Source organism: Stenotrophomonas sp. 86156_Sma, from assembly GCF_056481625.1.
Window position 1 is genome coordinate 4,830,623 of the sequence record NZ_CM151157.1, and the last position, 24,858, is coordinate 4,855,480.

22 protein-coding genes are annotated in these 24,858 nt (G+C 66.3%); 11 read left to right on the forward strand and 11 right to left on the reverse strand.

The features are described from left to right. Positions 1 to 692: 692 nt before the first annotated feature. The 5 genes from ACZK33_RS22370 to ACZK33_RS22390 form a co-directional block, all read right to left on the reverse strand. Complete coding sequence (locus ACZK33_RS22370; protein WP_423174977.1) at positions 693 to 2,492, reverse strand: DUF885 domain-containing protein; 1,800 nt, start codon at positions 2,490 to 2,492, stop codon at positions 693 to 695. Positions 2,493 to 2,673: 181 nt separating this feature from the next. Next, complete coding sequence (locus tag ACZK33_RS22375; RefSeq protein ID WP_158704792.1) at positions 2,674 to 3,948, reverse strand: M12 family metallo-peptidase; 1,275 nt, start codon at positions 3,946 to 3,948, stop codon at positions 2,674 to 2,676. 471 nt (positions 3,949 to 4,419) lie between these two features. Further along, positions 4,420 to 4,935 (reverse strand): cytochrome c oxidase assembly factor Coa1 family protein, encoded by a 516-nt coding sequence (locus tag ACZK33_RS22380; RefSeq protein ID WP_423174976.1) that lies wholly within the window; start codon positions 4,933 to 4,935, stop codon positions 4,420 to 4,422. A gap of 25 nt (positions 4,936 to 4,960) precedes the next feature. After that, on the reverse strand, positions 4,961 to 7,186 hold the full coding sequence (locus ACZK33_RS22385; RefSeq protein ID WP_423174975.1) for a S9 family peptidase: 2,226 nt from the start codon (positions 7,184 to 7,186) through the stop codon (positions 4,961 to 4,963). 144 nt (positions 7,187 to 7,330) lie between these two features. Further along, the gene (locus ACZK33_RS22390; RefSeq protein ID WP_423174974.1) at positions 7,331 to 8,020 is read right to left on the reverse strand and encodes a glutathione binding-like protein; all 690 of its coding nucleotides are present in this window, start codon (positions 8,018 to 8,020) and stop codon (positions 7,331 to 7,333) included. Positions 8,021 to 8,132: 112 nt separating this feature from the next. On the opposite strand from ACZK33_RS22390, the gene ACZK33_RS22395 reads away from it, so the two are divergent. Together ACZK33_RS22395 and ACZK33_RS22400 are read left to right on the forward strand one after the other, a co-directional pair. Next, positions 8,133 to 8,741: a TIGR00645 family protein gene (locus ACZK33_RS22395; RefSeq protein ID WP_071228550.1), complete on the forward strand. Its 609-nt coding sequence runs from the start codon at positions 8,133 to 8,135 to the stop codon at positions 8,739 to 8,741. A gap of 201 nt (positions 8,742 to 8,942) precedes the next feature. Beyond that, complete coding sequence (locus tag ACZK33_RS22400; protein WP_049424132.1) at positions 8,943 to 9,944, forward strand: energy transducer TonB; 1,002 nt, start codon at positions 8,943 to 8,945, stop codon at positions 9,942 to 9,944. 84 nt (positions 9,945 to 10,028) lie between these two features. On the opposite strand, the gene ACZK33_RS22405 is transcribed toward ACZK33_RS22400, so the two are convergent. Further along, on the reverse strand, positions 10,029 to 10,283 hold the full coding sequence (locus ACZK33_RS22405; RefSeq protein WP_049462828.1) for a hypothetical protein: 255 nt from the start codon (positions 10,281 to 10,283) through the stop codon (positions 10,029 to 10,031). Between the two features lie 77 nt (positions 10,284 to 10,360). Between ACZK33_RS22405 and ACZK33_RS22410 the strand changes: the two genes are divergently transcribed. Together ACZK33_RS22410 and ACZK33_RS22415 are read left to right on the forward strand one after the other, a co-directional pair. After that, the gene (locus ACZK33_RS22410; protein WP_423174973.1) at positions 10,361 to 11,146 is read left to right on the forward strand and encodes an AraC family transcriptional regulator; all 786 of its coding nucleotides are present in this window, start codon (positions 10,361 to 10,363) and stop codon (positions 11,144 to 11,146) included. A 67-nt stretch (positions 11,147 to 11,213) separates the two neighbouring features. Continuing rightward, positions 11,214 to 11,639: a DUF7832 domain-containing protein gene (locus ACZK33_RS22415; protein ID WP_049424139.1), complete on the forward strand. Its 426-nt coding sequence runs from the start codon at positions 11,214 to 11,216 to the stop codon at positions 11,637 to 11,639. A gap of 71 nt (positions 11,640 to 11,710) precedes the next feature. Here ACZK33_RS22415 and ACZK33_RS22420 read toward each other — a convergent pair whose 3' ends face one another. The 4 genes from ACZK33_RS22420 to ACZK33_RS22435 form a co-directional block, all read right to left on the reverse strand. Then, a complete protein-coding gene (locus ACZK33_RS22420; protein WP_049400882.1) occupies positions 11,711 to 12,895 on the reverse strand; it encodes an ABC transporter permease in 1,185 nt (394 codons plus the stop codon). Beyond that, complete coding sequence (locus ACZK33_RS22425; RefSeq protein ID WP_012512433.1) at positions 12,892 to 13,638, reverse strand: ABC transporter ATP-binding protein; 747 nt, start codon at positions 13,636 to 13,638, stop codon at positions 12,892 to 12,894. Before ACZK33_RS22425 ends, ACZK33_RS22420 begins: the two co-directional genes overlap by 4 nt. Next, complete coding sequence (locus tag ACZK33_RS22430) at positions 13,635 to 15,161, reverse strand: alpha/beta hydrolase (protein ID WP_423174972.1); 1,527 nt, start codon at positions 15,159 to 15,161, stop codon at positions 13,635 to 13,637. The genes ACZK33_RS22425 and ACZK33_RS22430 overlap by 4 nt, the downstream gene beginning before the upstream one ends. A gap of 68 nt (positions 15,162 to 15,229) precedes the next feature. Then, a complete protein-coding gene (locus tag ACZK33_RS22435) occupies positions 15,230 to 16,432 on the reverse strand; it encodes a GGDEF domain-containing protein (protein WP_423174971.1) in 1,203 nt (400 codons plus the stop codon). Positions 16,433 to 16,586: 154 nt separating this feature from the next. Here ACZK33_RS22435 and ACZK33_RS22440 point away from each other — a divergent pair, with 154 nt between their 5' ends. The 3 genes from ACZK33_RS22440 to ACZK33_RS22450 all read left to right on the forward strand — a co-directional run bounded on the left by ACZK33_RS22440 (position 16,587) and on the right by ACZK33_RS22450 (position 19,832). After that, positions 16,587 to 17,072 carry a DUF1203 domain-containing protein gene (locus ACZK33_RS22440; protein WP_423174970.1) on the forward strand — a complete coding sequence of 162 codons (486 nt, stop codon included), beginning with the start codon at positions 16,587 to 16,589 and terminating at the stop codon, positions 17,070 to 17,072. Between the two features lie 233 nt (positions 17,073 to 17,305). Further along, positions 17,306 to 18,478, forward strand: a complete 1,173-nt coding sequence (locus tag ACZK33_RS22445; RefSeq protein ID WP_049400887.1) for a lytic polysaccharide monooxygenase — start codon at positions 17,306 to 17,308, stop codon at positions 18,476 to 18,478. Between the two features lie 178 nt (positions 18,479 to 18,656). Then, complete coding sequence (locus ACZK33_RS22450) at positions 18,657 to 19,832, forward strand: lytic polysaccharide monooxygenase (protein ID WP_049424149.1); 1,176 nt, start codon at positions 18,657 to 18,659, stop codon at positions 19,830 to 19,832. 75 nt (positions 19,833 to 19,907) lie between these two features. On the opposite strand, the gene ACZK33_RS22455 is transcribed toward ACZK33_RS22450, so the two are convergent. Continuing rightward, positions 19,908 to 20,657, reverse strand: a complete 750-nt coding sequence (locus ACZK33_RS22455; RefSeq protein WP_423174969.1) for a ferredoxin--NADP reductase — start codon at positions 20,655 to 20,657, stop codon at positions 19,908 to 19,910. A gap of 84 nt (positions 20,658 to 20,741) precedes the next feature. On the opposite strand from ACZK33_RS22455, the gene ACZK33_RS22460 reads away from it, so the two are divergent. The 4 genes from ACZK33_RS22460 to panE all read left to right on the forward strand — a co-directional run bounded on the left by ACZK33_RS22460 (position 20,742) and on the right by panE (position 24,856). Further along, a complete protein-coding gene (locus ACZK33_RS22460) occupies positions 20,742 to 21,710 on the forward strand; it encodes an ABC transporter ATP-binding protein (RefSeq protein ID WP_180847836.1) in 969 nt (322 codons plus the stop codon). Then, positions 21,707 to 22,498 (forward strand): ABC transporter permease, encoded by a 792-nt coding sequence (locus ACZK33_RS22465; RefSeq protein WP_423174968.1) that lies wholly within the window; start codon positions 21,707 to 21,709, stop codon positions 22,496 to 22,498. The genes ACZK33_RS22460 and ACZK33_RS22465 overlap by 4 nt, the downstream gene beginning before the upstream one ends. A gap of 345 nt (positions 22,499 to 22,843) precedes the next feature. After that, positions 22,844 to 23,611: a hypothetical protein gene (locus tag ACZK33_RS22470; RefSeq protein ID WP_423174967.1), complete on the forward strand. Its 768-nt coding sequence runs from the start codon at positions 22,844 to 22,846 to the stop codon at positions 23,609 to 23,611. Positions 23,612 to 23,917: 306 nt separating this feature from the next. Further along, positions 23,918 to 24,856 carry a 2-dehydropantoate 2-reductase gene (gene panE, locus ACZK33_RS22475; protein WP_423174966.1) on the forward strand — a complete coding sequence of 313 codons (939 nt, stop codon included), beginning with the start codon at positions 23,918 to 23,920 and terminating at the stop codon, positions 24,854 to 24,856. Positions 24,857 to 24,858: the final 2 nt, after the last annotated feature.

Genomic DNA, 24,858 nt, shown 5'->3' on the forward strand with positions numbered 1-24,858 from the left:
TGGTAGGTGCCAACCTTGGTTGGCACGAAACCCACAGCGCCGACCAAGGTCGGCATCTACCAACGGCGATTGCCGGCCAGCGGCCGGCACTACCCCTGCAATAACCGACGCACCGCTCTGGTAGGTGCCAACCTTGGTTGGCACCAAACCCACAGCGCCGACCAAGGTCGGCATCTACCAACGGCGATTGCCGGCCAGCGGCCGGCACTACCCCTGCAACAACCGACGCTTCGCTCTGGTAGGTGCCAACCTTGGTTGGCACGAAACCCGCGGCGCCGACCAAGGTCGGCATCTACCAACGGCGATTGCCGGCCAGCGGCCGGCGCTACCCCTGCAACAACCGACGTATCGCTCTGATAGGTGCCAACCTTGGTTGGCACGAAACCCACAGCGCCGACCAAGGTCGGCATCTACCAACGGCAATTGCCGGCCAGTGGCCGGCACTACCCCTGCAATAACCGACGCATCGCTCTGGTAGGTGCCAACCTTGGTTGGCACGAAACCCACAGCGCCGACCAAGGTCGGCATCTACCAACGGCAATTGCCGGCCAGCGGCCGGCACTACCCCTGCAATAACCGACGCACCGCTCTGGTAGGTGCCAACCTTGGTTGGCACCAAACCCACAGCGCCGACCAAGGTCGGCATCTACCAACGGCGATTGCCGGCCAGCGGCCGGCACTACCGGTGATGCTCAGCGCTTGTACTTCGGCACGAAAACCTTGTTCACCGCATCGGCCAGCTGGTCCGGCGGCAGCAGGCCCTGGTCGAGCAGGAAGTTGTTGAACGCCAGGCGGTCGAACTTCGCGCCCAGTGCCAGCTCGGTCTGCATGCGCAGTTCGAGGATGCGGGTGTAGCCGTAGAAATAGCTGCCGGCCTGGCCCGGCATGCGCACCATGTAGCGATCCAGTTCCTGGGTGGCCATCGCCTTGGACAGGCCGACCTGCTCCATCAGCACTCGCTCGCCGTTGGCGCGGTCGGTCAGGCCGAGGTTGAGCATCGGGTCGAGCATCGCGCGTGCGGCGCGCAGCAGGCGGAACTGCAGGGCGATCATCTGCCCGTCCAGCGGCTCGTACGGCACCATCTCGGCTTCGGCATACAGCGCCCAGCCTTCCACGTTCACCGAATTGAACGCGAACATCGTGCGTGCCAGCGAGACGCCGCGCTCGACCATGGCGGTGAACTGCAGCTCGTGGCCGGGGCGGCCTTCATGCGCGCTCAGCGTCCACGCCGCCGCGCCGAAGTTGAAGTCGTCGTACTGCGCACCCGGACCGGCGGCCGGATTGCCCAGCGGCAGCACGAAGGTGCCCTGCTGCCCGGTGTTGTTGACCAGCGGCGCCGGCAGGAAATGCGGCGCCGGGCTGGCGGCGCTCTCGGCGGCCGAACCCAGTCGCATCTGCATGGCACGCTTGGGCACGTCGACGATGGCGTGCTCGCGGATCAGCGGATCGATCGCGTCGATCACCTTGCGGTAGTGGCCTTCCAGATGATCGTCGGCGATCTTGTCGGCCTTCAGCGCGCGGATCACCGCCACCGGGTCGCTCGGGTCGGCCACCTTCAGGCCCTTGTCCTTCGCCACCAGCGGCGCCAGCTGCTGCATCGCCGAGCGGGTTTCCATGAACTCCAGCTGCGCGCGCTGCATCAACAGCTTCGGATCGATGTCGATGCCGACCTGCTTGAGCTGGTACGCGTACAACGGTGCCGGCAGGCGTGCGTCGGTGCGAGCCTTCGGCAGCACGGTGGTGCGCGTCCAGCTGGCGTAGTCCTTCATCTGCCCGGCCAGCGCCTTCATTGCTTCATCGGCACCGGCGATCTGGTACTTCTTCAGCAGCGACTCGATGCCGGTGATGTAGGTCTCAACGTTGTCCAGCGACTGCTGCACTTCGATCTTCGTCGGCTGCAGCAGGCTGCTGTCCTTCAATCGCTCTTCATAGCGCTGGCGTGCCAGCGCGGTGAACGCGGTGCCGCCGGGCTGCAGGCCGGCATAGGCCTTGAGGCGGTCGATCGCCTTGGCCCGGCGCTCGGCCGGCACCTGGTCGGACAGCAGCAGGTTGAGGCCGCTGAACACCGTCTGCGGCGCATCGCTCCACGGCAACAGGTACTTCTCGTTGAGCTCGCTGCCTTCGATGTTCTGGCTGGCGGCGTGGATCATGATCTCGAGGTCCTGGCGGACATTGGGATCCTGCTCGGTGGCCAGCTTCGCCTTCAGTTCGTCGCGGGCCTTGGCCATCGCGGCGCGGTAGCGCTTGCCGTTGTCCGGGCCGAGGTCGGCCACCTTGTCGTCGTATCCGGGAACGCCGAAGAAGCCGGTTTCCTCCGGCTGGAACGGACCCTGCGCATCAAGCAGGATCTGCGCCAGTGCATTGCTGCGGGCCACCCAGGCCGGGCTGGCAGGAGTGGCGGCCTTGGCGGCGGGTGCAGCCAGCGCCGGCGGTGCGGACAGCAACGGAGCGGCAGTCAGGGCCAGGGCAACAGCGAGCGCAATCGGCTTCATGGGACACTCCAGCAAAGGGTTGCCCGCAACTTACGCGCTCACGGCGATGGCGACAATCGGCTGGAGGTCACGGGGGTTGGCGAGCGCAGGATGCATGTGCTCCGTCCGTGATCTGAACATCTGCAGGATTCACAGTCTCTCCAACGGGGTAACAGCCTGCCTGACACCCCGATCTCCCGCTTTATGGCCAAGGATAGAAGTCGGCAATCATCTGGCGGGTTTCGTTCAAGACCCTGACATTGTGGTGGGTCTTTTCCGTGCCGGCAGGCAATCCGTTGTGACTGAGGTCAGGTGAAGACCACAGGTTCACTCGGTGACATGGCACGCCAGAGCACTCGTAGGACATCACAGTTCTCCAGCGATCAGGCACATTATCCGGCGCCTGATAGCCATGCCCGTAAGAAAATCGTGGCGGACTGATCGATGCATTTGCGGGCTCATGATCGGCGCCGAACAGGTGTCCAATTTCGTGGGCGAGACTGCTGGTACTGGCCCCCAGGCAGTTCCGCTCTACAACCGCGAATGCCGTTTCCTTCGTGGCAAGCAGCCGTTGCGCCTGTCCGCAGAACGACAGTGACGAACCTGTATCGATAATCATCAGCACGATGTCTGCCTTGGCAACATCGCGGACCTGATGCATGAAGCCCAGCGCCCCCCTTCTTCCGGCCATGAGATCATCCAGCGTCTGGGTTACACCGGTTTCCCGGTAGCCGGGGAGTGCGTTCCCCGCACGCTCGAGTTCGATCTGGATTCCGCTGTCAGAAAAGCCCTTGTTGGCCAAGCACACGGCCTTCCGCATTTCCGCAAAGACCTCTTCCCGATCAGTCCCAATCGCGGCGGTTCCATAGCCAAAGAGGACACGAACCGTTGATTTTCCGGCGGGTAAGTATTCGGCTGAAGCGGCTGCACCAGGCACCGCAGGGCTGACATCCCGTACCGGTGCCTCTCGTGGAAGCCTGCGCAGATCCTTGCGGATCAGCACGCTGCCTTGGAGTTCGTACCGGAGGCTGCCGATGTCGAAAATGGCCTGCAGTCGCCCGTCAGAAGCCTCGGAAACACGCACCATCCCTTCCACATCTGTACATGGCGAGGAGGACGATGCGGTTACGCCAGCCCAACGGAGCCGGCTGGGCATGGTTCCGGATGATGTTCCGCCATTCTGGACAGCCAGAGCGTGGACCGGATCCGGCGCGTCACCTGCCGGGTAGCCTGCAACGCGTTCCAGCCGTACTGTCATGTCGAAAAGGTCGACTTCGATCGAATCGCCGGAAAGTGCCTCTGGATGAACGTCAACGCGACGAACCCAGTCTACGATGCTGCCCTCGTACTGCCTGCGCAGCTCTGGTCCGGGGTCCCATCCCCCAGCAGGTATCTGCACGAACCGGCTACCCGTCTTCGCAACTGACGGAAAGATGCTGAGCAGAACCAGCACCAGGCAGAAAAGAGCACGTTCCATGATCCACCCGCAATGTCGCCGCCACATGGCACGATGAAAGCTACGTGTTGACTCCACATCAGCGGGAGACCGCCATCACATGGACAGTGGGCGGCGTGGGATCTGGGCTGTACACGACAGATTTTCGCCACAATTCTCCAGAGATGGTGCGCTTTCCGGCCCTGAGTTTCCGCCTGGATACCTCAGCGATCTCCAGCCAGATGGCAATCCCGACACCTATCAGGTTCGCACGCACCTGCATTCCTTGTGCGGCATCAGAACGGGCTTCACAGTCGCCGATTCTTCACTACCCCTCACGGCGGTGGCGACGATCGGCAGGAAGTCGTGGCGGAATTGATATTCGACCGGGCGCAGGGGAAATCTGCCACTCGACTCGCTCGCGCAACTCGGGGCCTTCAGGCGCCTTGTAGGGAGCAGTCGACAAACAGGAGGCTCTGAACAGCCGCCCTTACCCGGCCGCGCGACCTGCGGTCACAGCGCGGCGGTCAGCGGGCATTCGCCACGCTCACGGCAGGCCTGCAGCTCGCACTCCCCCGCAGCCTCGTCGTCATCCAGTGCAGTCAGGTCGAAGGTCTGCTTGTCTTCGGCCAGTACATACATCACCGGGTAATCCCAGACTTCATCGCGACGGCTGCCCTGCACGAACAGCCGGCCGTGCGCATGCGGTCCTTCCAGGGCCACGGTCAGGCCGACGTCGCGCTGGCCGTTCATCGCGGTCTGCATGCTGCCCAGCGGCATCGATTCGGCACGCAGCGGCTCGCCGAAGGCTTCCACCAGTTCGATGCTGCATCCCGCGCGACGCATTGCTTCGCGCATCGGCGGGCTCTCGCGTGCCGCCTCGCTCCAGCGCAGCACGCTCCAGGCCACTGTGCCACCGGCGCCGGCCAGCACCAGCAGCACGGTCAGCGGCATCGCCCAGCGCCAGTGGCGGCACCACCAGCCGGCGGGCTTGGGGCCATGGGTGGGAATCGGCGGTGGCAGGGTCATCGGCGGGCTCCTTCCCGTTCGTGCATCAGGGCTTCAGGCAGCGCCCCAGGAAGGCTTCGGCCACGCGGTAGCGATGCAGGGCATCGGCGCCGGACAGGCCGTGCTTGGCACCCGGATAGGTCATCAGTTCGAACGGCTGTGCACGCTTCTGCAGCGCACTCATCAAGCTGGTCGAGTTGGTGAACAGCACGTTGTCATCGGCCATGCCGTGGATCAGCAGCAGCGGCGAGCGCAGGCCGTCGATATGGGTCAGCACGCGCGCTTCGCGGTAACCCGCTTCGTTGCGCGCCGGCAGATCCATGTAGCGTTCGGTGTAGTGGCTGTCGTACAGGCCCCAATCGGTCACCGGCGCACCGGCCACGCCACAGGCGTACTGGTTCGAGGCCTTGGCCAGCAGCATCAGGGTCATGTAGCCGCCGTTGGACCAGCCCTGCACGCCGATGCGCGCCGGGTCCACCCACGGCTGCTGCTTGAGCCAGGTCACGCCACGTAGCTGGTCGGTCACTTCCACCGTGCCCTGCTTGCCATACAGCGCGCCACCGAAGTCACGGCCACGGCGCGGGGTACCGCGGTTGTCCAGCGAGAACACCACATAGCCCTGCTGGGCCAGGTACTGGTTGAACAGGTGATCACCGCGGCCGGGCCAGCTGTCGGTGACGGTCTGGCTGGCCGGGCCGCCATACACGTACACCGCCACCGGATAGCGCTTGGACGGATCGAAGCCGGCCGGCTTGATCAGGCTGTAGTTGAGCGGGGTCTTGCCGTCGGCCGCGGTCAGCGTGCCGAACTCGATCGGGCGCTGTGCATCGCGGTAACGCGCATACGGATGCTTCGGGTCCGCCAGATCGTTCTCGAGCAGGGTGGCGATCTTCTCGCCATTGGCGCGGAACAGTTCGATCTGCGGCGGCGTCGTGCTGTTGGACCAGCTGTCGACATAGACGCTGGCATTGCGGGCGAAGCTGGCGCTGTGCATGCCCGGTGCCTTGGACAGGCGCTGCGGCTCACCGCCCTGCAGCGACACCGCGTAGATCTGGCTTTCGCGCGAGGTCTCGATGCCGGCGCGGAAGTAGGCCTTGCCAGCCTTCTCATCGACCGCCAGCAGTTCGTCCACCGGCCAGTTGCCGTGGGTCAGCGCGGTGGCCTTGCCCTTGCTGTCGATGCGGTACAGATGCTGGAAACCGGTGCGCTCGGACGACCACAGCACGCTGCCGTCATCGAGGAAACGCAGGCTGTTGTGCAGCGGCACCCAGGTCGGGCTGGTCTCGTGGGCGAGCACGCGCTGGCGATTGGAATCGAGCGCCACTTCCACCAGGTCCAGCTGCTTCTGGTCGCGCGACTGGCGCTGGAAGCTCAGGTGCTGCGCATCGCGCCAATCGACGCGGGCCAGATAGATGTCCTGTTCCTTGCCGAGGTCGACCCAGCGCGGCTGCGCATCGGCGGCCGGTGCGATCACGCCCAGCTGCACGCGCACGTTGGCGTCGCCCGCGGCCGGGTAACGCTGCTCGATCACGTCGGTGCGGTCGGCGTAGACCTCGTAGCGCTTCTGCACCGGCACCGGTGCTTCATCGATGCGGGCGAAGGCGATGGCCGAATCATCCGGCGCCCACCAGTAGCCGGTGTGGCGGTCCATTTCCTCGTCGGCGACGAACTCGGCCACGCCGTTGCCGATGGTGGTGCTGCCGTCGCGGGTGAGCTGCAGCTGCTTGCCGCTGGCCAGGTCGATCACCCACAGGTTGCGGCCGCGGATGAAGCTGACGAAACCGCCCTTGGGCGACAGCTTGGCGTCGGTGGCGAAGCCTTCACCGTGGGTCAGCTGGCGCACGGCCGCCGCCCCCTGCTGCTTGAGGTCGTACAGGTAGAGTTCGCCGCCCAACGGGAACAGCAGGCGCTGCGCGTCCGGCGACCACTGGTAATCGACGATACCGGTCATCGCGGCGATGCGCTGGCGCTCGCGGCGGGCCTTTTCCTCATCGCTGAGGGTCTCGGTGCCGGGCAGCACCACCTTCGAATCCACCAGCAGGCGGGTCTGGCCGCTGCCGATGTCATAGGTCCACAGGTCCAGCTGGTTGCGGTCGCTGTCCTTGCCGCGCAGGAAGCTGACCTGCGAACCATCGGGGGCGACCTTCGGCTTCATCAGGGTCGGGCCGGAAAGCGGCAGCGGGCCGGTGATGGCTTCCAGGGTCAGCTTTTCAGCGTGGGCGGCGGTACTGGTGGCGAGCATGAGGGCGAGCGAAGCGAACAGGTGGCGCATGGAGGATCCCGGCAAACGGCAGGTCCGCCACCGCGATGGACGCGGGGCGGTCAGCCTCCATCCTAACCAAGCCGGTGCGGGAAGGCAGCATGACCTTCTGCCCATGAGGCATGCCGACCAACGGTCGGCACCCACCGTTCCGGGTCAACGCTGGCCGAACAGGTGCTTGCGCTCTTCGTCGCTGAGCGGCTTGCCGGCGTTGGGGTTCACCTGCTGGCGCAGGGCATAGGCGCGCTGGGTGGCCGGGCGTGCAGCAATCACTTCGTGCCAGCGCTTGAGGTTCGGGAACGCGGCGAAATCCACCGGCAGCTTGTCGTAGGCACCGATCCACGGGTAGCTGGCCATGTCGGCAATGGTGTACTCGTCCCCGGCCAGGAAGGCGTGATGGGCCAGGCGCTTGTCCATCACCCCGTGCAGGCGGCGCACTTCGTTGTCATAGCGCTCGATCGCATACGGGATCTTCTCCGGCGCATACACATTGAAGTGGCCCATCTGGCCGCTCATCGGACCCAGGCCGGCCATCTGCCAGAACAGCCACTCCAGGGTGGTGACGCGGCCGCGCGGGTCGCTGGGCAGGAACTGGCCGGCTTTCTCGGCCAGATACAGCAGGATCGCGCCGGACTCGAACACGCTCTGCGGGGCGCCGCCATCGGCCGGGGCGTGGTCGACAATCGCAGGCATCTTGTTGTTGGGCGAGATCGCAAGGAATTCCGGCTTGAACTGGTCGCCCGAGCCGATGTTGACCGGATGGATGCGGTACTCCAGGCCGGCTTCTTCCAGCAGCAGGGTCACTTTGTGGCCGTTCGGGGTGGGCCAGTAATACAGGTCGATCATGGCGGCGGCTCGGGGTGCGGAAAGGAACCTGAAGTCTAGTGCGAGAGTTGGGTTGGCACCGTCACGACGGGCCGGTAACCTCGCCTCTCCCCCGCAACGCAGCATCCTCCGCATGAGTGCAAACCGCCCGCCGCTCTCCCCGCTGTCCACGCTGATCTTCGCCTCGCGCTGGCTGCAGCTGCCGCTGTACCTGGGCCTGATCGTGGCGCAGTGCGTCTATGTGTTCCTGTTCGGCAAGGAACTGTGGCACCTGATCTCGCATTCGGCCTCGATGGGCGAACAGCAGATCATGCTGATCGTGCTGGGCCTGATCGACGTGGTGATGATCTCCAACCTGCTGGTGATGGTGATCGTCGGTGGCTACGAGACCTTCGTCTCGCGCCTGCGCCTGGAAGGCCATCCGGACCAGCCGGAATGGCTGAGCCACGTCAATGCCAGCGTGCTGAAAGTGAAGTTGGCAATGGCGATCATCGGCATCTCCTCGATCCACCTGCTGAAGACCTTCATCGCCAGTGGCGCGCTGGGTGGCATCCCACTGTGCACGCCGGAGCAGATGAGCGTGGCCGCCGCCAACATCGGTGTCGCCCGCTGCTCGATGCTGACCCAGGACGGCGTGCTGTGGCAGACCATCATCCACTGCGTGTTCATCCTGTCGGCGATCGGTATTGCCTGGACCGACAAGCTGATGTCCAACAGCCACAGCAAGTCGCACGACCACTGATGCGGCAACCGGCAGCGGTCCTTCGCCGCTGCCCCATCCCGGCCCCTCCCCCTTGTACGCGGCGGTGGCCGGGATGCTAGATTGCACCCTCGCCGTTGCCGGCGGTGGCGTCGGGAAACGTCATCGTTCCGCGCCCGGACCACAGGTCCTGGCCATGCGTATCAACGATTTACGTCACGTCGTCTTCTAGAGGGGAGCAGGATGTCGCACGTCTCAACGATCACCGCCGCGCGCCGGTGGCTGCCGGTTGCTTTGGCACTGGCGCTGGCCGCCTGCTCGGGAAAGGAAGAATCTGCAGCACCGGCCCCGGCCGCCGCACCCGCCACCGCTGCACCGGCCGCACCGGTGGTCGCCGCCAAGGTGCAGTCCATGGGCACCGAACAGCTGCGTGAATCGGCCAGCCAGGCACTGCGCGAGAACCGCATGTACGCGCCGGCCGGCGACAACGCCATCGAGTACTACCTCGCCCTGCGCGACAAGACACCGGACGACGCGTCGGTGAAGAGCGCGCTGACCGACCTGCTGCCCTACACCCTGATCGCCGCCGAGCAGCACCTGGGCCGCGAGGACTACACCGAGGCGCAGCGCCTGGTGGCACTGATCGAGAAGGTGGACGCCTCCGCTCCCGCCCTGCCGCGCCTGAAGGAAGGCCTGGCCAAGGGCGTGGAAAATGCGGCCAAGCGCAGCGAGACCGAAGCCGAGAAGGCCAGGAAGGACGCCGAAGACCGGACCAAGCAGCAGGCCGAACAGCAGCGCCTGACCGAGCAGCGCGCCAAGGAAGCCGATGCGGCCAAGCAGATTGCCGCGCAGCAGGATGCCGCACGCCGCGACAACGAGCGCCAGGAGGCGGAGCGCCAGGCCGCGGCCCGTCGCGATGCCGAACAGAAACAGCAGCAGGCCGCCGCCCAACAGGCCAGCGCCGCACGCCAGGCAGCCGCCGCGGCAGCTCCCACCCTCCGCCCGGTCAGCACGCCGGCGCCGCGCTATCCGGCCGAGGCACTGCGTTCGGGAACGTCGGGCGAAGTGCTGGTGGAGATCACCGTCGGTACCGACGGCTCAGTGGTCAGCGCCCGCGTGCTGCGCGCGACGTCGGGACGGACCTTCGACCGCGAAGCCCTGAACGCGGTCAAGCGCTGGCGCTTCGAGCCGGTCAACGCGCCGGTCACCACCCGCCGCACCCTGGTGTTCGCACCGGGCGGCTGACCGGCAAAAAGGGGACGGAGGGGATTAAGTCGTTTCTGCCACCTCCATGACGCCAAGGCCCGGTCCGTCCGGGCCTTGTCCGTTTCAGGCCGCGCCATCAATCAGGCGCTGCAGGGCCGGATCGCGCGCGGCCAGCACCTGGAACAGGCCCAGCGCATGCAGACCGGGCAGCAACGCACGCAGGTCGGCTTCGGCAGTGGCGCGGGTGGCATCATCGCTGGTGGGATCCTGCCAGGCACGGACGCTGGCCAGGAAGGCACCGACGCTGCCCTTGCGCACGGTGAGGCCATTTACCTGCACCTCGTTCTGATGGTCCGGAAGAATGTCCTGTGGCTGCATGGGGAAGCGCTCCATTGAAGTGGGCTCCAGTGTCGGGGCCCGGACGCGACGTTTCTGCCGTATAACTGCCAATCGATATGGCAGATCAGACAACCACCGCATTGATTGACCCGGCACTGACCAATGCCGCCGACGGGCCTGCGTTGCTGGGGGCGCAGCTGCGCCTGCCGGGTCCGCGCCGCACGGCACGCCACCAGCACGCCCGCGGGCAGCTGCTGGGTGCACATCAGGGCCTGCTTCGGATCGAGGTCGGCGACCTGCACTGGCTGCTGCCGGCGGGTCATGTCGCCTGGATACCGCCTTCGCTGCCCCACGCACTGGCCAGTACCAGTGCGTTCGACGGCTGGAGCCTGTACTTCAGCGCGCAGGCCTGCACCGACCTGCCTGCAGCCCCTCGCATCTTCCAGCCGGGGCCGCTGCTGCAGGCCGCGGTGATTCGGGCGCTGCAGTGGCCGCATGTTCCACTGGATGCCACACAGGCACGACTGGCCGGTGTGATCGCCGATGAGATTGCCGCCAGCAAGCCTCTGCCGCTTGCCCTGCCACAACCGCGCGACCGTCGCCTGCGACGGATCGCTGCCGCACTTGCACGTTCACCAGACGATCTTCGCAGCGTCGAGGACTGGGCGGCCGCGATTGGACTGTCCAGCCGCAGCCTGGCGCGCCATTGGCTGGCCGAGACCCACATGACGCTGAGCCAATGGCGGCAACGCCTGCGGGTGCTGCTGGCACTACCACGCCTGCTGGCGGGAGAGCCGGTGATCAGCGTCGCGCTGTCGATGGGCTACGACACACCCAGTGCCTTCATCGCCGTGTTCAAGCGCGAGATGGGGGTGACGCCTGCGCGGTATGCCGGCGGTTGACGTATTCAACGCTCCCGCTGTCTTTCCTCGCGACCTAAACTGCGGATTGATCTCAAAAGGAAGACGCATGAAGTATGACGACGCCAGCTGGCATTCCGACGGTGACTTCCCCGCGGATCTTCCGGCTGAAGCCGGTGCCACCCACATTGGCATGTACCTGGCCTGGCTGTTGTTGCAGGGCATGGCGGACGAGGAACTGGCTGATGACATGCAGGACGAGCTGGAAGCCTTGACCCGGCGCACGATGACACCGGGTCAGTTCCTTCTGGTGTGCGATGGCAAGTTCGTTGACGAGATGATCAACGACGAGGCGAACGCATTCACGCTGGGGTACTACCAGGCCGATGATTGCCTGTACCCCGACGATTACATCGAGCTGCTCGCGGATGATCTCCCGTCGCTGTACCACGTCGCCGATACCTGGGAGAACTTCGACCGACTGGCACCGGTGATCGCTCAACGCTTCGCTGCTTGGCAGGCAGCACAGGCCTGAAAAAGAGAGGCCCGGAATGACCGGGCCTCGTTTCATATCCGCCGGGCACGGCCCGGCACTACCAGTGGCAGTCAGCCCGAGATCGCCAGGCGCTCGTTGTGGTAACGGCGCACGGCGGCGAACCACAGCAGTGCGGCCAGGCCGAGGCTGGCACCGAGATAGATGGCCCAGACCGACGGCGTGATGGTCTCGTGGCGGATCACCTTCAACAGCATCTGGTTCTGCGACAGGAACGGCACGGCGTACTGCCACAGCTCGCTCTTCAGCGGATAGGCCACCAGCGCGTAGCCGGGCATCATCGGCAACAGCATCAGCCAGGTCATGTGGCTCTGCGCTTCCTTCATGCTCTTGGCCGCGGCCGACAGGAAGGTCAGCAGCGAGGTGCCGATCATCAGCATCGGCAACATCACCAGCAGCATCTGCAGCATCGAGGCGACGTTCATGTTGAACTGGCGGCCGATGTTGCCGGGCGCGATCTGTGCGCTCACCTTGAACGCCACCAGGGTCAGCAGCAGCGATACGAACCCGACCACGCAGGCGGCGGCGATCTTGCCGCTGACAATGGCGCTGCGCGAGCCGGGCGTGGCCAGCAGCGGTTCCAGTGACTGCCGCTCGCGCTCGCCGGCGGTGGCATCCATCACCAGATAGGCGCCGCCGATGAACGAGGTCAGCGTGAGCAGCACCGGCAGCAGCATCGACAGGATCATGCCGCGCTTGGCCTCGGCACTGGCCAGGTCCTGGCGCGCCACATCCAGCGGCCGCGCCACCTGTGCGTCGATGCCGCGCGCCATCAATCGCAGTGCCCCCACCTGGCCGTTGTAGGTGGCCAGTGCCGCCTCCAGACGTGCGCTGGGCACTTCGGCGGCACGACGGGTACTGTCCTTGATCACCTCCACCAGCGCCGGCTTGCCATCGGCCCAGTCCTTGCCGAAGTCATCGCTGATGCGCAGCGCCACGTCGATCTCCTGGCTGCGGATGGCCTCGGCCAGGTCCTTCGGTGCAGGTGCGGTGTTCAGCCCCTGCGCGGCGAGGAAACGCACCAGGTTGGGGGCGTTCTCCGCACCGATGGTCGGAATCTGCAGCGGCTGCTCGATCTGGGTGCGTACCCGGCTCTCGGCCAGCTTGCCCATGCCCAGCAGCAGCACCGGGTACAGCAGCGGCCCGAACAGCAGGGTCAGCAGCAGCGTGCGGCGATCACGGGAAAGGTCGCGCAGTTCCTTGCGCATCACCGTCATCAGGGTCGACATCATGCTCATGCGTGCAGGCCCTCTTCGCTGCCGATCAGTTTCACGAACGCGTCTTCCAGGTTGGATTCGCCGGCTTGCGCACGCAGTTCATCGGCGCTGCCGGCAGCCATCACCGTGCCCTTGGCGATGATCACGATGTGATCGCACAGCGCGGCCACCTCCTGCATGATGTGGCTGGACAGGATCACGCAGCGGCCCTCTTCGCGCAGGCCCAGCAGGAAGCGGCGCAGTGCGCGCGTGGTCATCACGTCCAGACCGTTGGTCGGCTCATCCAGAATGACGTTGCGCGGGTCGTGCACCAGCGCGCGGGCGATCGCGGTCTTGGTCCGCTGGCCCTGCGAGAAGCCATCGGTCTGGCGGTCGAGGATGTCACCCATGTCCAGGGCATGCGACAGCACTTCGATGCGTTCGCGGATGCGCTCGGCCGACAGGCCATGCAGCTCGCCGAAGTAGGCGATGTTCTCGCGCGCGGTCAGGCGCTTGTAGACGCCACGCGCATCGGGCAGCACGCCAAGGTGGCGGCGTACTTCCACCGGATTGCGTGCGGCATCGACACCATCGACGCTGATGCTGCCCTGGTCCGGGGTCATCAGCGTGTACAGCATGCGCATGGTGGTGGTCTTGCCGGCACCATTGGGGCCCAGCAGGCCAGTGATGCGGCCGTCCTCGGCGCGGAAGCCGACGTTGGAGACCGCCTGGATGCGGCCGGTGCGGGTGTCGAAAGCCTTGTGCAGGTTGTCGGCGACGATCATGGTTCCCATCCGTTGAACGAGGTGAACGCCGGCACGTAGCTCAGCGTGTCCAGGCAGCCGGCATCCAGCGCCTTGGCATCGGTCTTGTCGATGAACTGGCCGAGCAGGCGCGGCATGCAGCCGGCACTCAGCGTGCCGTGGCCCTGGCCGCGGGCGACCAGCGCGCGGCCATTCGGCAGGCCCTTGAGGACCTGTTCGGCATAGCGTGGTGGCGTCACCGGGTCGAGTTCACCGGACAGCAGCAGCGCCGGTACATCGCTGCGCAGCGGCACGGCATTGGCCGCTGGCGCCGGCTGGTGCGGCCATACCGGGCAGGCCGCGAAGAAGGCACTGGCCACGTCGTTGCCGAACAGTCGCTCCGGGTCCTCGGCCGACGCCTTGTAGCGCGGCGCATCCTCGCTGCAGATCACCGACCACTGCATGCCTCGGTTGATCTGGAAATCCATGCTGCGGTTCGCACCGCGTGCCAGCGACGCCAGCGGTGCATAGCGGCCATGCGCGGCTTCATCGAGCACCAGCGGCAGCAGCGAGGAATACTGCGGCACATAGGAGAAGGCGAACGCCAGGCCGATCACGCTGTCCGGACTCAGCACATCCTGCCGGGTCTGGTTGGTTCCGGGGTCGCGATACTCCACCGAGACCGGCGCACGGCGCAGGGTCTCGACCACGCTGCGCAGCTGCGCGCGGGTGTCGGTCGGGAAGCGTTTGCTGCAGGCGGCATCCTTGCGGCACTGCGCCGACTGCAGGGCGATTGCATCCTCGAACGTCGTGGCGAAGTCGCCGCCCACCACCAGTTCATTGGGCACTACGCCATCGATGACGATGCTGCGGGTGTGCTGCGGATAGGCACCGGCATAGCGCTGGGCCACGCGGGTACCGTAGGAGCCGCCGACCAGGTTGATCCGGTCCACGCCCAAGGCCTGGCGTACCGCATCCAGGTCGGCGATGGCTTCGGTGGTGGTGTAGAAGCGGGCATCGGCACGCCCCTGCAGCGAGGCCGCGCAGCGCTGCGCGTAGTCGCGCAGCGACGCCTCGGTGGGAGCGGCGTCCTCGTCCATCTGCAGGTCCTTGCCGTCCGCGCCGAGGCAGCTGAGCGGGTTGGAGCCGCCGGTACCCCGCTGGTCGACAAGGAAGATGTCGCGCTGCTTGCGCACCTGGCGCAGCGCGGTATCGACGATGACCGCCACTTCGCTGGCCGCCTGGCCGGGGCCACCGGCCAGGAAGAACACCGGATCGGGCTGGCTGGAGCCGCTGCTGCCCGATTCCAGCCAGGCGATGCGCAGGCCAATGCGTCGGCCATCGGGCTGGGCCCGGTCCTCCGGCACCTGCAGGGTGGCGCACTGCGCTTCCACGTTGGCGCTGGCGCCTTCGGTGGACAACGTGCAGGGCTGGAAGTCGATCGTGCCGAAACGGCGGCTGGGTGCATCGCTGGCGCTTTCAGCGCCGGGTGACGGTGACTGGCTGCAACCGGCAAGCATCAGGCTGGCCAACGCTGCGGCCAACGCGAGGTGGTGTCTTTGCATCGTGCTCGTTTCCCCTGGAGGACGTTCCTGGCAACCACGACGGGCTGCCGCGGAAGATGTGACTCAACTTACACGGGCACGGCGTCGTCGGCGATGGGCAGACGCGAAATCTCCGCCGGCGTGGCGCAGGCCAGGCGGTCGCGGCCTGCGGCCTTGGCCCGGTACAGCGCCGCATCCGCCGCTGCCAGCAGCGTGGACAGGTCGCCGTGGCCGTCGTCCATGGCCAGGCCAATGCTGGCGGTGACCGTCACCGGCCCGGTACCCAGCCGCGCCGGCTTCTGCTGCAGAGCGGTACGGATCGCCGCGGCCCACGCCATCGCTTCACCCTGTGTGCTGCCGGCCAGCACCAGCACGAACTCCTCGCCACCGTAGCGGCCCAGCAGCGTGTCGTGGCCCTGCAAACCATGCTGCAGCAGCGCAGCGAAGTGACGCAGTACCTGGTCACCGGCCAGGTGGCCCCAGCGGTCGTTGATCTGCTTGAAGTGATCGACGTCGACCAGCAGCAGGGCCAGCGGCCGGCCCTGCCGACGCAGCCGCTGCAACTGCGCCTGGCCATCGGCCAGCACCGCGCTGCGGTTGAGCAGCCCGGTCAGGCCATCGGTGCGTGCCGCACGCCGCAGATCGACCAGCATGCGCTCGACCAGCAGCAGTACCATCGCGAAACATCGCGCCAGCTCCAGCATCACCCCGGCAATGTAGGTGACGAACATCGGCGTGCCGGTGCGCATGATGTCCTCGCCGGCATCGGGCGCCACCGGCAGGAACAGGCGCACCGTGTACAGTGCCGCCTCGGCCAGGAACACCGCCGCCGCCAGACGGCAGCTGGTGCGCTGCTGCACGGGGGCATGCCGCAGCAGCAGCCATGCGATCCAGCCATCGACCAGCAGCGTGAACACACTGAACACCTGCAGGCGCACGCCCAGGTCCGGCCAGAGCACCAGGAAGGCGAAGATGCAGGCCATGAACGCGGCTGCCATCAACAACGGCCGCCACAGCGGCAGCGGCTGTTCCAGATGCAGCGCCACGCCGCGCAGCATCAGCACCGCGCAACCGGCCATCGCCGCATTCCCGGCCAGTATGGCCGGCGCCAACGGCAGGTAGGGGCGCAGCGCCAGCAGGGTCACGCCCAGGGTCAGCAGCCACAGGCTGGCGGTCCACTGGCGCAGCACCGGTTGCCCGCGCAGCACGACCAGCAGCAGCGAGAACCCCACGGCGATGCCGATGCAGAGCAGGAAGCCAAGCACGGTGATGGTGGGGAAATCCAGGGACATGCGGCGCTCGTCGGCCGGGGCGGCGCGCGCATCTTAGCGCCTTGTGGTGCGATCCCCGTGGCACTGCCTGGCCCGATGGCGATGCCGGGTCTGAAAACGGCGAGCATGACGGCCGGTGCGTGCGCAGAATCCGGGGAAAACCAAGGAGACGCCCATGCATGCGTGGTACCTCGGTGGCCTCGACCACCGCCCCTTCCAGCACCTGTTCGAGAAGAGTGACACCGCGCTGGCTGCGCTGGGCATCCAGCGTCGCTGGGCCGGCGAAACAGGAGGCCATCCCTGCCGGATCAGCCTGAGCGATCCGCCCAGCGGCAGCGAGCTGCTGCTGTTGTCCCATGTGCACCTGCCGCTGCACTCGCCCTATCACGCCTCGGGCCCGATCTTCGTGCAGCGTGGTGTAACGCGCTGCGTGCTGCCGCCGGGTGAGGTGCCCGCCTATGTACAGCGCCGTACGATCTCGTTGCGCGCCTATGACCAGGCTGCATTGATGCTGGCCGCAGAGATCAGCGCGGGCACTGATGTTGCCGCCCGGCTGGACGCGCTGTTTGCCGACCCTGCCGTGGCCTTCGTGCAACTGCACAACGCGGCCCACGGTTGCTTCTCATGCCAGGCGGATCGAGTGGGTATGGCGTCGACGTAGCAGGATCTCCACGACGTGATCGATGCCACGCCGAAGACGTGATGGTCAACGCATCCGTTCAGTCCCGCGTGAAGCCTGCGGGAAGGGCTTCACACCCCCAGTCACGGATCGGCGCTTCGGTGGTTCCGCCCCTTGCATCGCGACTCGATACTCGCTGTGGTGCCGCCGAAATTCCGCCGTGCAGCGCAGCTCCTGCGGTCACCGTTCTCTTTCGACGACCACAAGGAAGCGCCATGTCATTCCGATCCACACCGCTGTTGCTGGCCACCTCGTTCGCCGCTGCGGGCCTGTGCCTGGCCGGCAACGCATTCGCCCACGGCACCATGACCACGCCGGTCAGCCGCGTTTATGCCTGTTTCCAGGGCAATCCGGAGAACCCGACCAACCCGGCCTGCGCCGCCGCGAAAGCGGTAGGCGGTTCGCAGGCGTTCTACGACTGGAATGGCATCAACCAGGCCAATGCCAACGGCAACCACCAGGCCGTGGTGCCCGACGGCAAGCTGTGCAGCGGCAACAACCCGACCTTCCGTGGGCTGGATGTAAACCGCAGCGACTGGCAGACCACACCGATCCAGCCAGACGCCAACGGCAAGTTCACCTTCGTGTTCAAGGCAACCGCGCCGCACGCCACGCGTGACTGGCGCTTCTTCGTCACCCGCGACGGCTGGCAACCGGGCAGCCCGCTGCGTTGGGCCGATCTGCAGGAGTTCTGCACGCTGGGCAACACGCCGCTGTCGGCCGATGGCACCTACAAGCTGCAGTGCACGCTGCCACAGCGCAGCGGCCAGCATGTGATCTACAACACCTGGCAGCGCTCGGATTCGACCGAAGCGTTCTACACCTGCATGGACGTGCGCTTTGAAGGAGGCGGTGGCAGCACCCCGCCCGCAGCGCAGTGGCAGGATGCCGGCCCGGTCACCGCGCGCGGCGAGCTGCCGGTCGGCACCACCCTGGCGTTGCGCGTGTTCAACGCCAACGGCAATGACGTCGAACGCGTGGAAGCGACCCTGGCCAGTGGCCAGACTGCGGCCGCGCAGTGGCCGTTGGCGCTGGCCCGCAAGGTCAATACCAGCGCCCAGCACGCACGCGTGGGCGTGCTCAGCAATGGCGTGATCACACCGACGGCCTCGGCCACCGCCAACCGCGTGTACCTGAAGGATGGCAACCGCTTCCAGCTCGATACCCAGGTGCCCGACCCCGGCACGCCATCACCGGGCGGTGATTTTGACCACGTGTATCCCGCCGGTATCGGCAGCTACGTGCCGGGCCAGACCGTGGTGAAGGGCGGCGACGGCAAGCTTTATGCCTGCCGCCCGTTCCCGGAAGGTGCATGGTGCAACGTCAACGCCGAAGCCTACCGGCCGGGCGTGGGTGCAGCATGGCGCGATGCGTGGATCGCGTACTGAGGCAGTGATGCGGGAGGCGGTGCACAGTGCACCGCCTTTCGCCCGGATGGCGGCACAGTGAGCACCGTGTTGCAGATCGAACACAGCCGCCATCGATTTCAAACTTGTCCGATGTTGCCGACGGCCCTGCATGTGAAGACTGCGCGAGGTTTCCCACACTTCGCAAAGGAGTTCCTGCATGCACCTGTCCCACCGGGCAGTCCTCGCTCTGTCCGTCGTTGCCGGCCTGGCCCTGTCCGGCAGCGCCCTCGCCCACGGCACCATGTCCAAGCCGCTCAGCCGCGTGAAGCAGTGCCACGAAGGCAATCCGGAAAACCCGACCAACCCGGCCTGTGCCGCGGCCAAGGCCATCGGCGGCGCGCAGCCGTTTTATGACTGGAGCGCGATCGCCCACGGCAACGCCAATGGCAACCACCGCGACCTGGTGCGCGATGGCGAGCTGTGCAGCGCCAGCATCCCCAAGTACCGCGGCCTCGATCTGAATCGCAGCGACTGGCCGACCACGCCGGTGCGCGCCGATTCGCGTGGCCGCTACACCTTCGAATTCCTGGCGCCGGCGCCGCACGCCACCCGCGAGTGGAAGTTCTACGTCACCCGTGACGGTTGGCAGCCGGGCAGCCCGCTGCGCTGGGCCGACCTGCAGGAATTCTGCACCCTGGGCAACGTGCCGCTGTCCGAAGGCGGTGTCTACAAGCTGGACTGCCCGCTGCCCAAGCGCAGTGGCCAGCACATCATCTACAACACCTGGCAGCGCTCGGATTCGCAGGAAGCCTTCTACACCTGCATGGACGTGCGCTTCGAAGGTGGCGGTGGCGTGGTTCCGCCGCCGCAGTGGCAGGATGCCGGCGCGGTGACCGCCAATGGCGCACTGGACGTGGACAGCACCGTGACCCTGCGTGTGTTCAATGCCAACGGCAACGACCTGGAGCGCGTGGAAACCAAACTGGCCGCTGGCCAGACCAGCCCGACGCAGTGGCCGCTGGCCCTGGCCCGCAAGGTCAACGCCAGCGCACAGCACGCGCGCGTGGGCGTGATGAAGAACGGCGTGATCACGCCGGTCGCCTCGGCCACCGACAACCGCGTGTACCTGAAGCCGGGCAACCGCTTCCAGCTGGAAACCCAGGTGCCGGGGCCGGGCCCGATCGATCCGGTCGATCCGCCGGGCGGCGACTTCGACTTCGTGTATCCGGCCGGCCTCGGCAGCTACAAGCCGGGCGAGACTGTGGTGAAGGGCACCGACGGCAAGCTGTATGCCTGCCGCCCGTTCCCGGAAGGCGCCTGGTGCAACATCAATGCCGATGCCTATCGTCCGGGCACCGGCTATGCGTGGCGCGACGCCTGGATCGCGTACTGAGGCAGGACACCGGGGGCGGCGTGATGCCGCCTCCGTTTCATGGGGTTGCCGGCCAGCGGCCGGCACTACCCTGACTTACTTGCTGCTGACGTACTTCTCGCGGCGGATCTGCGGGTTGCCCAGGCCCGCGGCCTTCAGCCGTTCGGCACAGGCATCGACCATGTCCGGGTTGCCGCACAGGTAGGCGATGTCGGTGGCCGGGTCCGGGGTGAAGCCGGCCAGCGCCTGCTGCACGTAGCCGTGCTGCACGTCCGGGTGCGGATCAGCCGGCAGTTCGCGCGACAGGCATGGAACATAGCGGAAGTTCGGGTGCTTTTCGGCGAAGCTGTAGAAATCTTCGCTGTACAGCAGCTCACCCGGGCTGCGCGCGCCCTGCAGCAGCACGATCTGCACGCCGCGCTCGGCCATGGCCGTTTCCAGCAGCGGCAGCATCGAGCGGTACGGGGTAACGCCAGTACCGGTGGCGATCAGCAGGTAGCGGGCGTTGTGATCACCGGGATTCAGGCAGAACCGGCCATAGGGGCCGGACGCACTGATCTGGCCGCCCTGCTCCAGCGCCTCGAACAGGGCCGTGGCGGCGCCGCCGGGTACGAAACTGACCGCGATATCCACCGCCTCGCCCGGGCCCAGCGCGTGGTCGTGGATGGTCGCCAGCGAGTAGCTGCGCTTGGTTTCGGTGCCGTCGGCGTAGCTGAAATGGACCTGGATGAACTGGCCGGGCTGGAAATCCAGCGGCTGTCCATCGTCACGCACGAACTGGTAGTGGCCAACGGTCGGGGCCAGCATGCGGCAGCCGACCAGCTTGAGGGGGAATTGAACAGGCACGACTTTTCGGGACAGTGTGTAGCCGGGGCAAGCCCTCGGGGTCTTCTATAATAGCCCCTCCCCGCCCCTCTCCAGCGCCAGCCCATGGGCGCGAAGGCTTCGAGCTTGGCATCCCAGAACGATATGGCGCCCGCCCTGCGCGTGCGCGACCTGCGCAAGACCTATGACAACGGCACCCAGGCCCTGAAGGGGGTTTCCCTGGAAGTGGCCCCGGGCGACTTCTTCGCCCTGCTCGGCCCCAACGGTGCCGGCAAGTCCACCCTGATCGGCATCATCAGCTCCCTGGTCAACCTCAGCGAGGGCCAGGTGGAAGTGTTCGGCAGCGACCTGGTGCGCAACCGCAGCGCCACCATGCGCCTGATCGGGCTGGTGCCGCAGGAAATCAACTTCAACCTGTTCGAAAAGCCCTTCGACATCCTGGTGAACTACGCCGGTTTCTATGGCGTGCCGCGCGAGGAAGCCGAGCAGCGTGCCGAAGAGGAACTCAAGCGCGCCCACCTGTGGGAAAAGGCACAGGTGATGAGCCGTACGCTGTCCGGTGGCATGAAGCGGCGGCTGATGATCGCCCGCGCGATGATGACCCGCCCGCGCCTGCTGATCCTGGACGAGCCGACCGCCGGCGTGGACATCGAGATCCGCCGCGACATGTGGCGCGTGCTGAAGGAGATCAACGCCGCCGGCACCACGATCATCCTCACCACGCACTACCTGGAAGAAGCCGAGTACCTGTGCCGCCACCTGGCGATCATCAACCATGGCCAGATCGTCGAGCAGGGGCCGATGCGCACCCTGCTGGCCAAGCTGGACGTGGAAGGCTTCCTGCTGGACATCGACGGTGACCTGCCGGCGCAGCTGCCGGTGATCGAGGGCGCGACGCTGACCGCGCCGGACCCGCACACGCTGGACATCGACATGCCGCGCGCAATGGACCTCAACCGCGTGTTTGCCACGCTCAACGAGTCCGGTATCCGCGTGCGTTCGATGCGTACCAAGAGCAACCGCCTGGAGGAGCTGTTCGTGCGCCTCACCGGCAACCTGGAGAAGCCTGCATGAGCACCACCGAGCTGACCGACGGCCAGCGCAACCGCGTCGCACTGATGACCATCGTGCGCCGCGAAGTCGCCCGCATCATGCGCATCTGGGGCCAGACCCTGGTGCCGCCAGCGATCACCATGACCCTGTACTTCCTGATCTTCGGCAACCTGATCGGGTCGCGCGTGGGCGACATGGGCGGCTACACCTACATGCAGTTCATCGTGCCGGGCCTGGTGATGATGAGCGTGATCCAGAACAGCTACGGCAACATCAGCTCCTCGTTCTTCGGCGCCAAGTTCGGCCGCCACGTGGAAGAGCTGCTGGTCAGCCCGATGCCGAACTGGGTGATCCTGTGGGGCTACGTGGCCGGTGCGGTGCTGCGCGGGCTGATGGTGGGCGTGATCGTGCTGATCATCGCGATGTTCTTCACCCCGGTGCGCATTCCGCACCCGCTGGTGATGCTGACCACGGTGATCCTGGGTGCGACGATCTTCTCGCTGGCCGGTTTCATCAACGCGGTGTATGCGAAGAAGTTCGATGACGTGGCGATCGTGCCGACCTTCATCCTGACCCCGCTGACCTACCTGGGTGGCGTGTTCTATTCGGTGACGCTGCTGCCGGGCTGGGCCGAGGCCGCCACGCACGCGAATCCGATCTTCTACATGGTCAATGCATTCCGCTATGGCCTGCTGGGCAGCAGCGATGTGCCGCTGCCGGTGGCCTACGGGCTGATGATCGGATTCGTGGTGGTGCTGACGGCGCTGGCGCTGTGGCTGCTGCGCCGTGGCGTGGGCATGCGCAGCTGAGGGGTGCCTGCAGGGCCTGCGGCCCTGCACCTGCACCTGCAGTGGTAGTGCCGGCCGCTGGCCGGCAACAGCAACAGCCAAGGCGGAAGCATCACGAGTTGGGCGGGGCGGTGTGAGGGTGCAGGACACGCCGTAAACCCGTCCGTGGGGGCTCGATGGCGCCATCCATGGCGCCAACGGTCCTGCACCCCCACACCGCCCCACCCCTGACAGTTTCCAGTCGCTGTTGGTAGGTGTCGACCTTGGTCGACACGGTAGATCCACGCCATGCGTGGATGAAGCGTTCCTGTAGAGCCAAGCCGATGCTTGGCTATTTTCGTTTCGGATTACGGCTAGGCTGTGGCGATGAAGATCACTTCCATTGCGTTGGACAAGGCCGTGTCGGATGGCCCGATCGATGCCTTCAGCCATGTCCTGCTGAGCGATTCGCCCATGCTGGATGAGGTGCTGGATTGCCTGGCCTCGCTGCACGTGGCTGATCCCCTTCATCGTTATCTGTGCACGCTCGACGATGTCGGCCAGTGCCGCTACACCAGCATGCACGCGTCCGACGACGAGCGCATCGCGCTGTACGAGGACGAAGACCCGGCGACGCTGGAAGATGCGTTGGCGGCACGCGAGCGGTTGCTGGCGCACGTCGTCGCGCAGCTTGAGCATTCCACGCATCGGCTGCAGTGGACAGCGCTGGCGGGTACGTTGATGTGCAGCGACGAGGACATCGAGGCGCTGGTCGCTGCCAATGCGAAGCCGGATCTCATCATCGATGACGTGGTCTGCGTGCAGCAGGTACCCGTAGCCAGTGACGACCTGCTGATTGCCGCCCTGCCCAACGGCTACTTCAGCGCGGACTGGGACATCTTCCAGAACCACGCCCTGATCCGGCATCTGCAGGAGCGCTACGACTACCGTCTGTTCGGACTCGGCGCATCGTGGCTCGGTTTCCAGCGCGACCGCGCACCGTCGCCTGCAGAGGCGAGCGCGTTGGTCGCGGACCTGCAGCGCATCTACGCGGCCGGAACGCACGACACGTGGGCACAACTGGCTGCAACGCTGGCCACCCGCACCACACTGCTATTGGGCTACACCGAAGACTTCAGCGAACAACTACCCTGAGCACCGCTCTACACGAGCTCGCGCAGCGAGCGACCCGCTTCCGCCTTCGCTTCTGATCTGCTTTCCGTGGTGGCCGCGCCCGGAACATGTCCGTGGCCGGGCGGGTAGGTTGCGCAGGGGCGTGAGCCGCATGGATGCGGCGACCGAGCTTACAGGGACGTACTTGCAGCGTCCCCTGCGCGGCCTACCCGCCCGGCCAACCCCAATGAACTGTGCTTTCCGCGAACCACCACGAGGGGCTCCGCCGTTGGCCGCAATCTCCGGCACAATCGCACTCCTGATTCCCCAGAAAACGGTGAACGTGCAATGCGCATCCTGATCCTCGGCGCCGGCGGTACCGGCGGTTACTTCGGTGGTCGCCTGGCCCAGGCCGGCGTAGATGTGACCTTCCTCGTGCGCCCCGCACGCGCCGCCCAGCTGGACCGCGATGGACTGGTCATCCGCAGTCCGCTCGGCGATGCCAGCTTCCCGGTGCAGCACGTCACCGCCGACGCCCTGCCCGCGCTTGCCGCACAGAAGCCGTTCGACCTGATCATCCTCAGCTGCAAGGCCTACGACCTGGACAGCTCGATCGATGCCATCGCTCCGGCCGTGGGCGCGAACACCACCGTGCTGCCGATCCTCAACGGCCTGCATCACTACAACGCGCTGGACCTGCGCTTCGGCCGCGACGCTGTGCTCGGTGGCCTATGCTTCATCAGCGCCACCAAGGCCCCCGACGGCGCCGTGCTGCACCTGGGTAAGCCGGCCAAGCTCACCTTCGGCGAGCGCGACGGCGGTGCCATCTCCGAACGCGTGCGTGCCTTCGCCGCCGCCTGCGCGCGGGCCAACCTCGATCACCTGGCCAGCGAGCACATTGGCCAGGAACAGTGGATCAAGTACACGTTCCTGACCGCGCTGGCCGCCGCGACCTGCCTGCTGCGCGCGGATATCGGCAGCATCGTCGCCACCGATGATGGCGAGGCGATCGTGCGTGGCCTGTACGACGAATGCCTGGCCGTGGCCGAAGCTGCCGGTGAGCCGATTCCCGATGCTGCGCAGGACACCGCACGCGGCACCCTCACCCAGGCCGGCTCGGCACTGAAGGCTTCGATGCTGCGCGATCTGGAAGCCGGCCAGCAGGTGGAGGCAGAACAGATCGTCGGCGACATGCTGGCGCGCGCGCGCAAGGCCGACCAGGAAGCTCTGCTGCTGCAGGTCGCCTACAGCAGCCTGCAGGCCTACCAGGCACTGCGCGGCGCGTGAGC

Excerpts from the sequence above, each read along its gene's own strand:
- ACZK33_RS22370 (WP_423174977.1), bottom strand. The coding sequence starts at position 2,492 with ATGAAGCCGATTGCGCTCGCTGTTGCCCTGGCCCTGACTGCCGCTCCG.
- ACZK33_RS22375 (WP_158704792.1), bottom strand. The coding sequence starts at position 3,948 with ATGGAACGTGCTCTTTTCTGCCTGGTGCTGGTTCTGCTCAGCATCTTT.
- ACZK33_RS22380 (WP_423174976.1), bottom strand. The coding sequence starts at position 4,935 with ATGACCCTGCCACCGCCGATTCCCACCCATGGCCCCAAGCCCGCCGGC.
- ACZK33_RS22385 (WP_423174975.1), bottom strand. The coding sequence starts at position 7,186 with ATGCGCCACCTGTTCGCTTCGCTCGCCCTCATGCTCGCCACCAGTACC.
- ACZK33_RS22390 (WP_423174974.1), bottom strand. The coding sequence starts at position 8,020 with ATGATCGACCTGTATTACTGGCCCACCCCGAACGGCCACAAAGTGACC.
- ACZK33_RS22395 (WP_071228550.1), top strand. The coding sequence starts at position 8,133 with ATGAGTGCAAACCGCCCGCCGCTCTCCCCGCTGTCCACGCTGATCTTC.
- ACZK33_RS22400 (WP_049424132.1), top strand. The coding sequence starts at position 8,943 with ATGTCGCACGTCTCAACGATCACCGCCGCGCGCCGGTGGCTGCCGGTT.
- ACZK33_RS22405 (WP_049462828.1), bottom strand. The coding sequence starts at position 10,283 with ATGCAGCCACAGGACATTCTTCCGGACCATCAGAACGAGGTGCAGGTA.
- ACZK33_RS22410 (WP_423174973.1), top strand. The coding sequence starts at position 10,361 with ATGGCAGATCAGACAACCACCGCATTGATTGACCCGGCACTGACCAAT.
- ACZK33_RS22415 (WP_049424139.1), top strand. The coding sequence starts at position 11,214 with ATGAAGTATGACGACGCCAGCTGGCATTCCGACGGTGACTTCCCCGCG.
- ACZK33_RS22420 (WP_049400882.1), bottom strand. The coding sequence starts at position 12,895 with ATGAGCATGATGTCGACCCTGATGACGGTGATGCGCAAGGAACTGCGC.
- ACZK33_RS22425 (WP_012512433.1), bottom strand. The coding sequence starts at position 13,638 with ATGATCGTCGCCGACAACCTGCACAAGGCTTTCGACACCCGCACCGGC.
- ACZK33_RS22430 (WP_423174972.1), bottom strand. The coding sequence starts at position 15,161 with ATGCAAAGACACCACCTCGCGTTGGCCGCAGCGTTGGCCAGCCTGATG.
- ACZK33_RS22435 (WP_423174971.1), bottom strand. The coding sequence starts at position 16,432 with ATGTCCCTGGATTTCCCCACCATCACCGTGCTTGGCTTCCTGCTCTGC.
- ACZK33_RS22440 (WP_423174970.1), top strand. The coding sequence starts at position 16,587 with ATGCATGCGTGGTACCTCGGTGGCCTCGACCACCGCCCCTTCCAGCAC.
- ACZK33_RS22445 (WP_049400887.1), top strand. The coding sequence starts at position 17,306 with ATGTCATTCCGATCCACACCGCTGTTGCTGGCCACCTCGTTCGCCGCT.
- ACZK33_RS22450 (WP_049424149.1), top strand. The coding sequence starts at position 18,657 with ATGCACCTGTCCCACCGGGCAGTCCTCGCTCTGTCCGTCGTTGCCGGC.
- ACZK33_RS22460 (WP_180847836.1), top strand. The coding sequence starts at position 20,742 with ATGGGCGCGAAGGCTTCGAGCTTGGCATCCCAGAACGATATGGCGCCC.
- ACZK33_RS22465 (WP_423174968.1), top strand. The coding sequence starts at position 21,707 with ATGAGCACCACCGAGCTGACCGACGGCCAGCGCAACCGCGTCGCACTG.
- ACZK33_RS22470 (WP_423174967.1), top strand. The coding sequence starts at position 22,844 with ATGAAGATCACTTCCATTGCGTTGGACAAGGCCGTGTCGGATGGCCCG.
- panE (WP_423174966.1), top strand. The coding sequence starts at position 23,918 with ATGCGCATCCTGATCCTCGGCGCCGGCGGTACCGGCGGTTACTTCGGT.